We start from the raw sequence: 8,546 nt of genomic DNA, 5'->3' as shown, positions 1-8,546 counted from the left end.
CCGCAGCGCTACACGCGCTCCGGGGGCCCCTTCTCGTCCTCCCGCGTGAACACCTGCAACAGCCACGAGGAGAACGAGCCCGTCACCGCGCCCAGCAGCGCGAGACCGCAGACCATCAGCAGGGCCGCGACCGTCCGGCCGCCCGGTGTGACCGGGGAGGCGTCCCCGTACCCCACCGTCGTGAGGGTCGCGCACGCCCACCAGGCCGCGTCCCCGAAGGTACGGATCGTGGCGCCGGGCGCGCCCCGCTCCTGGTGGTAGACGGCGAGGGCGGAGGAGAAGCCGAGCAGCAGGGCCGTCATGCCCGCGTACGTCATGACCCGGGCGTACAGGTTCAGCCGCGGCCGGTCCCGGCGCTTCTGGACCGCCGTGTAGACCCGGACGATCCGCAGCGGGCGCAGGAGCGGGAGTACGAGGACCACCGTGTCCAGCCAGTGGGTGCGGACGAAGCGGAGGCCGAGGCCGCTCAGCCGGAGCCGTACCGCGTAGTCGACGAGGAAGAGCAGCCAGGTCGCGATGACCAGGGCGAGGGCGATATCGCGCCAAGGTTCGGTGTCCTGGGGGGCGAGAACGCGGACCGCGTACCCGGTGAGGAAGAGCACCGAGGCCGCGAAGAGCGGCACTTCCGCGCGCTTCTCCCAGTGTGTCAGCCGGTTCGGTGCGGGGTCGGTGGGGCGGTCGTTCATGGCCACAGCATTGCGGGCCGCTGTCGGGTCGGGCCCCGGCGACACGCTCCGCGGGACCGACGCAATATGCTGATCGGCATGACGAGTGAGCCGGAGCAGCAGATCGGAGTGGGGACGCCCGACGCGTTCCAGCGCCTGTGGACGCCCCACCGGATGGCTTACATCCAGGGGGAGAACAAGCCCAGCGGTCCGGGGGCCGACGACGGCTGTCCGTTCTGTGTGATCCCCGCCAAGTCGGACGAGGACGGGCTCATCGTGGCGCGCGGCGAGAAGGTCTACGCCGTGCTGAATCTGTATCCGTACAACGGCGGACACCTGATGGTCGTGCCGTACCGGCACGTCGCCGACTACACGGAGCTGGACGCCGACGAGACCGGCGAGCTGGCCGACTTCACCAAGCGGGCGATGGTCGCGCTGCGTGCGGCCTCGGGGGCGCACGGTTTCAATATCGGGATGAACCAGGGCACGGTCGCGGGCGCGGGTATCGCCGCCCATCTGCACCAGCATCTGGTGCCGCGCTGGGGCGGGGACACCAACTTCATGCCGGTGGTCGGTCATACGAAGGTGCTGCCGCAGCTGCTCGGCGACACCCGCTCGATGCTGGCGGACGCCTGGCCCGTCGGACGGGCCCGGTAGCCGGGCCCGTCCGCTGCCTGAGCACTACGCGTCGTACACGTCGGCCTTTCGCGGGGCCGGGTCCTGCACCAGTCCGCTGAGGATCATGGAGCGGTTGTCGAAGCGTTCGGTGTCGACGCCGTTCTCCTCCAGGACCCGCAGTGCCGCGGAGTGCACGGCGCGCAGGACGGGGGCCGCCGCGCGTATGGCGTCGTCCGCCATGAACCGGTGGTTCCACGGCTGCGCCGCCCAGGCGTGGCGGAGACCGAAGGGCTCGGGCAGGACGATCTTGCCGCCCAGGTAGTCGAGCAGCGGCGGATACCAGGTGAACGGGGCGCGCAGGGCGAGCCTGACGACCTCGTTGGCCTTGACGAGCGGCAGGGTGACCTTGCGGGTCTCCCAGAACCTCACGGCCTTGTTGACCGTCTTGGTCTCGGCCTCCGGCTTGGTGAGGAAGAGCCCGTGGACGGGCCCCAGCGCGTGTCCGGTGACTTCGATCCGCAGGGTCTCGTGGAGCACGGTCACGGTGATCATCATGGTGATGACCAACTGGCCGTCCCAGAGGGTGAACTGGACGCCCAGGTAGTGCCGGTTGCCGCTGCCGAACTGCTGGTGGTTGCAGATGCGCTGTATCTCGTGCGGCTTGACCTGGAACGTGGCGACGTCCTCGCCCTCGGGGCGGGAGACCGAGTCCGCGTTCTCGCCGACGGGGGAGACGATCCAGTGCTTCACGGCGGGGGTGGGGAAGCCGCCGGTGTTCAGCGGGCCGCGTTCCAGCATCTTCAGCTGGTCGTGGATGACCCGTATCAGGTCCCAGCTGCGGAACTGGTGGATCTCCTTGGTCGGGTCCTTGGGGACGAGTTCCTCGGCGAGCTGCCAGCTGCCCCAGCGGGTGCCCATGCCGAGGACGCCCTTGGGGCCCGCGTAGAAGACGGAGTTGGACTGCTGCTCGGCGGAGAGCTTCTCCAGGCCCTGGCGGAGTGCTTCGCGCGCCGTCTCGTTGGGATTCTTGGGTACGGAGTCGGGGATCTTGGCGATGACGCCGGCGCCGGAGAGCAGCCCTTCCCAGCGGGAGCGCATGTCCTTGGCGGAACTCTCCGCGATCCGCTTGGCCAGGAGCCAGCCGATGACGGGGGCGATGATCATTCCGCGCAGGTAGAGCGCGAGCAGTCCGTCGACCGGGAGCATGACCAGCAGGAGCAGGGCGCCGATGCCGAAGACGGCGAGCAGGAGGCCGCCCAGGGCCCGGAAGGCGGTGTCCTTCGACTTGTTGAGGTAGTCGCGCAGGCGGAACGCCAGGACCCAGAGCAGCAGACCGGGAAGGAACACGAAGCCGAACACCGCGGTGACGAGGGTCAGTCTGGTGTCCCGCGCCTTGCGGAGGCCGGTCGCGGACAGGCAGTGTTCGACGACGGTCTGCGGGTCGGTGCCGAAGGACTGGATGAGCGCCTTGCGGTCGCCGCCCAGCATGCGTTCCTGGACGGCGCGGGAGAACGCCTCGCCGAGATTCGGCTTGAAGTAGGCGGACTTGAAGAGCTTGGAGTCGCCCGCTTTCACTTCCGACTTGTGCCACTCGTTGTTGGCCTTGAGGATCTCCTCCACCGGGCTGTCGCGGTAGGCGGCGGAGGCGAGGGCGTTGGTCGCCACCGCCTGTCCTGCCGAGCCCTGGAGCGGGATCTGCGCTCCGGGAGAGAAATCGAATCCGTCGTTGGCCACTGCCGCCCCCACTCGCCGCACGGTCTGCCCTTGGCGCTTTTCCCAACTACCGTACGCGGCACACCTTCTGAGCTGGGCCCACAGCGTAGCGTTCTGACCCGATCACCGTCCCCTGCTGGGTGAACGGGCCTGCGTACACGAGGTGTCGCGTCGGGCGCGGTCAGTCCCGTACCCCTTCCCGCTCCTCGCGGACGCGGTCGGCGAGCTGTGGCGGCATCGCTTCGTGACGGGCGTACGAGCGGTCGAAGCGCCCGGTGCCGTGCGAGAGGGAGCGCAGGTCGACGGCGTACCGGCCGATCTCCAGCTCGGGTACCTCGGCCCGCACGAGGGTGCGTCCGCCCGCCGCCTGCTCGGTGCCGACGACCCGGCCGCGCCGGCCCGACAGGTCGCTCATGACGGCGCCCACGTAGTCGTCGGGGATCAGCACGCTCACCTCGGCCACCGGTTCGAGCAGTTGGATACGGGTGTCCGCGGCTGCTTCGCGCAGGGCCAGTGCGGCGGCCGTCTGGAAGGCCGCGTCCGAGGAGTCCACGGAGTGGGCCTTTCCGTCCAGCAGCGTGATGCGTACGTCGACGAGCGGGTGGCCCGCGGCGACTCCCCGGGCGGCCTGGGCGCGCAGGCCCTTCTCGACGGACGGGATGAACTGGCGGGGTACCGATCCGCCGACGACCTTGTCGACGAACTCGATGCCTGTGCCGGGCGGCAGGGGTTCCACCTCGATCTCGCAGATGGCGTACTGGCCGTGGCCGCCGGACTGTTTGACGTGCCGGCCGCGCCCGGTGCACCGGGTGGCGAACGTCTCGCGCAGGGGGACGCGGTGGGGGACCGTGTCGACCTGGACGCCGTAGCGGCTGCGCAGGCGTTCCAGGGCGACGTCGCGGTGTGCTTCGCCCAGGCACCACAGGACGACCTGGTGGGTGTCCGGGTTCTGTTCGAGGCGCATGGTGGGGTCCTCGGCGACCAGCCGTGCGAGGCCCTGGGAGAGCTTGTCCTCGTCCGCCTTGCTGTGGGCCCTGACGGCGAGCGGCAGCAGTGGATCGGGCATGGTCCACGGCTCCATGAGCAGGGGATCGTCCTTGGCGGAGAGGGTGTCCCCGGTCTCGGCCGCGCCGAGTCTGGCGACGCAGGCGAGGTCTCCCGCGATGCACCGGTCGAGGGGCCGCTGCTGCTTTCCGAAGGGGGAGGTGAGCGCGCCCACCCGGACCTCGGCCTCGTGGGCGGGGCGTTCCTCGTGTCCCGGATCGGTGAGGCCGTGGCCGCAGACGTGAACCGTGTCGTCGGGGCGCAGGGTGCCGGAGAAGACGCGTACGAGGGACATCCGGCCGACGTAGGGGTCGGAGGCCGTCTTGACGACCTCCGCGACCAGGGGGCCCTGCGGATCGCAGACCGGCGCGGGGCGCGGGGCGCCCTGCGGGGTGGTGACGGCGGGGAGTGTGCGTTCCAGCGGGGTGGGGAAGCCGCCGGTGATGAGTTCCAGGAGTTCGACGGTGCCGACGCCCTGGCGTGCGCCGTCGGCCGCGGGGGCGGCGGTGAGGACGGGGTGGAAGACGCCGCGTGCGACGGCGCGTTCCAGGTCGTCGACGAGGGTCTTGATGTCGATGTCGCCGCCGCCGAGGTAGTGGTCCATCAGGGTCTCGTCCTCGCTCTCGGCGATGATCCCTTCGATGAGCCGGTTGCGGGCCTCCTTGAGAGGTTCGCGCTGGCCGTCCGCGGGCGGTGTCTCCTTCCGTTCGCCGGAGGAGTAGTCGAAGATCCGCTGCGAGAGCAGTCCGGTGAGCCCGGTGAGCGGTGCGTGCCCGTCCGGGGCCTGGGGGCCGCGTACCGGCAGATGGAGCGGGACCACGGCGTCGGGGTCGTCGCCCCCGAAGAGCTCGGCGCAGACCCGGGTCATCCCGTCGAAGGACGTACGGGCGGTGTCGAGGTGGGTGACGACGATGGCCCGCGGCATCCCGACGGCCGCGCACTCCTCCCACACGGCACGGGTCGTGCCCGCGACGGCGTCGGCCTCCTGGGCGGCCGAGACGACGAAAAGGGCCGCGTCCGCTGCTCGCAGACCGGCCCTCAGTTCCCCGACGAAGTCCGCGTAGCCGGGGGCGTCCAGCAGATTGATCTTGTAGCCGCCCCATTCGACGGGGACCAGCGAGAGCTGTACGGAGCGTTGCGTGCGGTGCTCGATCTCGTCGTAGTCGGAGATGGTCCCGCCGTCCTCGACCCGGCCGGTCCGGTTGACGGCTCCGGCCGTCTGTGCGAGTGCTTCGACCAGAGTCGTCTTGCCCGAGCCGCTGTGGCCGACCAGCACCACATTGCGTATGGAAGTGGGCCGGTCGGCCGTCGCCGCCCTGCCGGCGGCCCCGGTGTGGGTGTGTGCTCTGTCGCCCATGATGTGTGCCTCCCGGTGGAGTGCGCGTTACGCGTGAGCGGGCTGCGCGGTGAGGGGAGATGGCTGTGCACGGGCACGGGGGAGCCGTCGCGGCGGCTTCGTCGACGCCCGCGGTAATTCGAGCTTTCCACTCACTTCGGGCGGCGTCCATACGTCGCACATGAGCGTCCGAGGCGGCGGGACACCCCCGGTGCGGGTGCCCGGCCGGTGGAGCACACGGGTCGTGACTACGATGGGCCAGCCGGTGGCCGCAGTGGCCGCGCGGCCCACCGAACCTCGGGAAGGCCATGCTGAACAAGTACGCGCGTGCATTTTTTACGCGTGTCCTCACACCGTTCGCCGCTCTGCTGCTCCGCCTCGGGGTCAGCCCCGACGCGGTCACGCTCGTCGGCACGGCCGGAGTGATGGCAGGTGCGCTGGTCTTTTTCCCGATGGGGGAGTTCTTCTGGGGCACGATCGTCATCACGATCTTCGTCTTCTCGGACCTCGTCGACGGCAATATGGCCCGCCAGGCGGGTATCTCCAGCCGGTGGGGCGCGTTCCTCGACTCGACGCTCGACCGCGTCGCCGACGGGGCGATCTTCGCGGGCTTCGCCCTCTGGTACGCGGGCGGCGGTGACGACAACGTGCTGTGCGCGGTGGCGATCTTCTGCCTCGCGAGCGGCCAGGTGGTCTCGTACACGAAGGCACGCGGAGAATCGATCGGCCTGCCGGTCGCGGTGAACGGACTGGTGGAGCGCGCCGAGCGGCTCGTGATCTCGCTGGTCGCCGCCGGACTCGCGGGTCTGCACACCTTCGGCGTTCCCGGGATCGACATCCTGCTGCCGATCGCGCTGTGGATCGTCGCCGTGGGCAGCCTGGTGACGCTGATCCAGCGTGTGGTGACCGTGCGCCGGGAGTCCGCCGAGGCCGACGCCGCCGCGGCGTCGGCGGAGCAGGGGAGCGAGGCCACCCAGTGAGCGGCACCGGGCAGAGGCTGCGGGGACGGGTGACGGACGGGCTGTACGGGCTCGGCTGGGGGGCGGTCAAGAAGCTCCCCGAGCCCGCCGCGCAGGCACTCTTCCGCACCATCGCCGACCAGGTGTGGAAGCGCCGCGGCAAGAGTGTGCTGCGACTGGAGTCGAATCTGGCGCGAGTGGTGCCCGATGCGGACGCCGCCCGTCTCGCCGAACTGTCCAGGGCCGGTATGCGCTCGTACATGCGCTACTGGATGGAGTCGTTCCGGCTGCCTACGTGGACCCCCCGGCGCATCAAGGACAGCATCGAGGTGCGGGAGACCCACCGTCTGAAGGAGGGCCTCGACGCCGGGCGGGGCGTCATCATCGCCCTTCCGCACCTGGCGAACTGGGATCTCGCGGGTGCCTGGGTGACCACCGACCTCAAGGTCGGCTTCACCACCGTCGCCGAACGCCTCAACCCCGAAACGCTCTACGACCGGTTCGTCGCCTACCGCGAGGGCCTGGGCATGGAGGTGCTGCCGCACAACGGCGGCGCGGCCTTCGGCACGCTGGCACGGCGGCTGCGGGCGGGCGGCCTCGTCTGCCTGGTCGCCGACCGAGATCTGTCCGCATCCGGCGTCGAGGTGAACTTCTTCGGCGACACCGCGCGGATGCCGGCGGGACCGGCGCTGCTGGCCCAGCAGACCGGGGCCCTGCTGCTCCCCGTAACGCTCTGGTACGACGGCACCCCGGTCATGAAGGTGCGCATCCACCCGCCCGTCGAGGAACCCGAGACAGGCGATCGCACCGAGAAGACGTCTGTGATGACACAGGCGCTGGCCGATGCCTTCGCCGTCGGAATCGCCGAGCATCCGGAGGACTGGCACATGCTGCAGCGTCTCTGGATCTCCGATCTGGACCCCCGAGGGGAACAGCCGTGAAGATCGGCATTGTCTGCCCGTACTCCTGGGACGTACCGGGAGGCGTGCAGTTCCACATCCGTGACCTCGCGGAGCATCTGATCCGCCTCGGCCATCAGGTCTCCGTGCTGGCGCCCGCGGACGACGAGACTCCGCTGCCGCCGTACGTGGTCTCGGCCGGCCGGGCCGTCCCGGTCCCGTACAACGGGTCCGTCGCGCGGCTGAACTTCGGCTTCCTGTCGGCCGCCCGTGTACGCAGGTGGCTGCACGACGGCACGTTCGACGTCATCCACATCCACGAGCCCACCTCGCCCTCGCTGGGGCTGCTCGCGTGCTGGGCGGCGCAGGGGCCGATCGTCGCGACGTTCCACACGTCCAATCCGCGCTCCCGGGCGATGATCGCGGCCTATCCGATCCTCCAGCCCGCGCTGGAGAAGATCCGTGCGCGCATCGCGGTGAGCGAGTACGCGCGCCGGACCCTCGTCGAGCATCTGGGCGGCGACGCGGTCGTCATTCCCAATGGTGTCGATGTGGAGTTCTTCGCCGGGGCCGAGCCCAAGGCGGAGTGGCAGGGCGGGACGATCGGGTTCATAGGGCGTATCGACGAGCCCCGCAAGGGCCTGCCGGTCCTGATGAAGGCGCTGCCCGCGATCCTCGCGGCACGCCCGGAGACCAGGCTGCTGGTCGCGGGGCGCGGTGACGAGGAGGAGGCGGTCTCCTCGCTGCCCAAGGAGCTGCGCGACCGCGTGGAGTTCCTCGGCATGGTGAGTGACGAGGACAAGGCGCGGCTGCTGCGCAGCGTCGATGTGTACGTGGCGCCGAACACCGGGGGCGAGAGCTTCGGCATCATCCTGGTCGAGGCGCTGTCGGCGTCGGCGCCGGTGCTCGCGAGCGATCTGGACGCGTTCGCGCAGGTGCTCGACCAGGGTTCGGCGGGCGAGCTGTTCGCCAACGAGGACGCGGACGCGCTGGCCACGGCCGCGATCCGGCTGCTCGGCGACCCCGAGCGGCGCGCCGGACTCCGCGAGCGGGGCAGCGCGCATGTGCGCCGCTTCGACTGGACGACGGTGGGCGCGGACATCCTGGCGGTGTACGAGACGGTGGCGGACGGGGCGGCGTCGGTGGCCGCGGACGAGCGCTCGGGACTTCGGGCGCGGTTCGGGCTGGCCCGGGACTGAGGGATCCCGCCGGATATCCGTTCATGGGTGTCCGGCGGGATCCAACTCCCGTTGCCGCGTGGCCGGTTCTTCGGTTCCGACCGCTGGAAACGACTTCCGTACGGCCGCCGGCG

7 protein-coding genes are annotated in these 8,546 nt (G+C 70.4%); 4 read left to right on the top strand and 3 right to left on the bottom strand.

The features are described 5' to 3' along the window. Positions 1–8: 8 nt before the first annotated feature. Positions 9–686, bottom strand: coding sequence for a potassium channel family protein (locus tag ACWGO0_RS27110; protein ID WP_453540314.1), 678 nt, complete (start codon positions 684–686; stop codon positions 9–11). A gap of 66 nt (positions 687–752) precedes the next feature. Between ACWGO0_RS27110 and ACWGO0_RS27105 the strand changes: the two genes are divergently transcribed. Beyond that, positions 753–1,322, top strand: a complete 570-nt coding sequence (locus ACWGO0_RS27105; RefSeq protein ID WP_453540311.1) for an HIT family protein — start codon at positions 753–755, stop codon at positions 1,320–1,322. A gap of 24 nt (positions 1,323–1,346) precedes the next feature. Here ACWGO0_RS27105 and ACWGO0_RS27100 read toward each other — a convergent pair whose 3' ends face one another. Together ACWGO0_RS27100 and ACWGO0_RS27095 are read right to left on the bottom strand one after the other, a co-directional pair. After that, positions 1,347–3,017, bottom strand: coding sequence for a hypothetical protein (locus ACWGO0_RS27100; RefSeq protein ID WP_453540308.1), 1,671 nt, complete (start codon positions 3,015–3,017; stop codon positions 1,347–1,349). A 160-nt stretch (positions 3,018–3,177) separates the two neighbouring features. Further along, a complete protein-coding gene (locus tag ACWGO0_RS27095; protein WP_453540305.1) occupies positions 3,178–5,397 on the bottom strand; it encodes an elongation factor G-like protein EF-G2 in 2,220 nt (739 codons plus the stop codon). 287 nt (positions 5,398–5,684) lie between these two features. On the opposite strand from ACWGO0_RS27095, the gene pgsA reads away from it, so the two are divergent. Genes pgsA through ACWGO0_RS27080 form a run of 3 tightly spaced genes read left to right on the top strand, consistent with a single transcriptional unit; the run spans position 5,685 to position 8,433 of the window. Further along, entirely contained in the window at positions 5,685–6,356 is a 672-nt protein-coding gene (gene pgsA / locus ACWGO0_RS27090; protein ID WP_453540302.1) for a phosphatidylinositol phosphate synthase, read from the top strand. After that, on the top strand, positions 6,353–7,276 hold the full coding sequence (locus tag ACWGO0_RS27085) for a phosphatidylinositol mannoside acyltransferase (protein ID WP_453540299.1): 924 nt from the start codon (positions 6,353–6,355) through the stop codon (positions 7,274–7,276). The genes pgsA and ACWGO0_RS27085 overlap by 4 nt, the downstream gene beginning before the upstream one ends. Continuing rightward, positions 7,273–8,433 (top strand): glycosyltransferase family 4 protein, encoded by a 1,161-nt coding sequence (locus tag ACWGO0_RS27080; protein WP_453540296.1) that lies wholly within the window; start codon positions 7,273–7,275, stop codon positions 8,431–8,433. The genes ACWGO0_RS27085 and ACWGO0_RS27080 overlap by 4 nt, the downstream gene beginning before the upstream one ends. Positions 8,434–8,546 lie beyond the last annotated feature (113 nt).

Source organism: Streptomyces sp. NPDC055749, assembly GCF_053617235.1.
The sequence above is the reverse complement of the archived record's forward strand: the minus strand, read 5'-3'. Positions and strand labels throughout refer to the sequence as shown.

What these genes read in the sequence shown, in the direction of transcription:
- ACWGO0_RS27110 (WP_453540314.1), bottom strand. Translation starts at nt 686, where the DNA reads ATGAACGACCGCCCCACCGACCCCGCACCGAACCGGCTGACACACTGG.
- ACWGO0_RS27105 (WP_453540311.1), top strand. Translation starts at nt 753, where the DNA reads ATGCTGATCGGCATGACGAGTGAGCCGGAGCAGCAGATCGGAGTGGGG.
- ACWGO0_RS27095 (WP_453540305.1), bottom strand. Translation starts at nt 5,397, where the DNA reads ATGGGCGACAGAGCACACACCCACACCGGGGCCGCCGGCAGGGCGGCG.
- pgsA (WP_453540302.1), top strand. Translation starts at nt 5,685, where the DNA reads ATGCTGAACAAGTACGCGCGTGCATTTTTTACGCGTGTCCTCACACCG.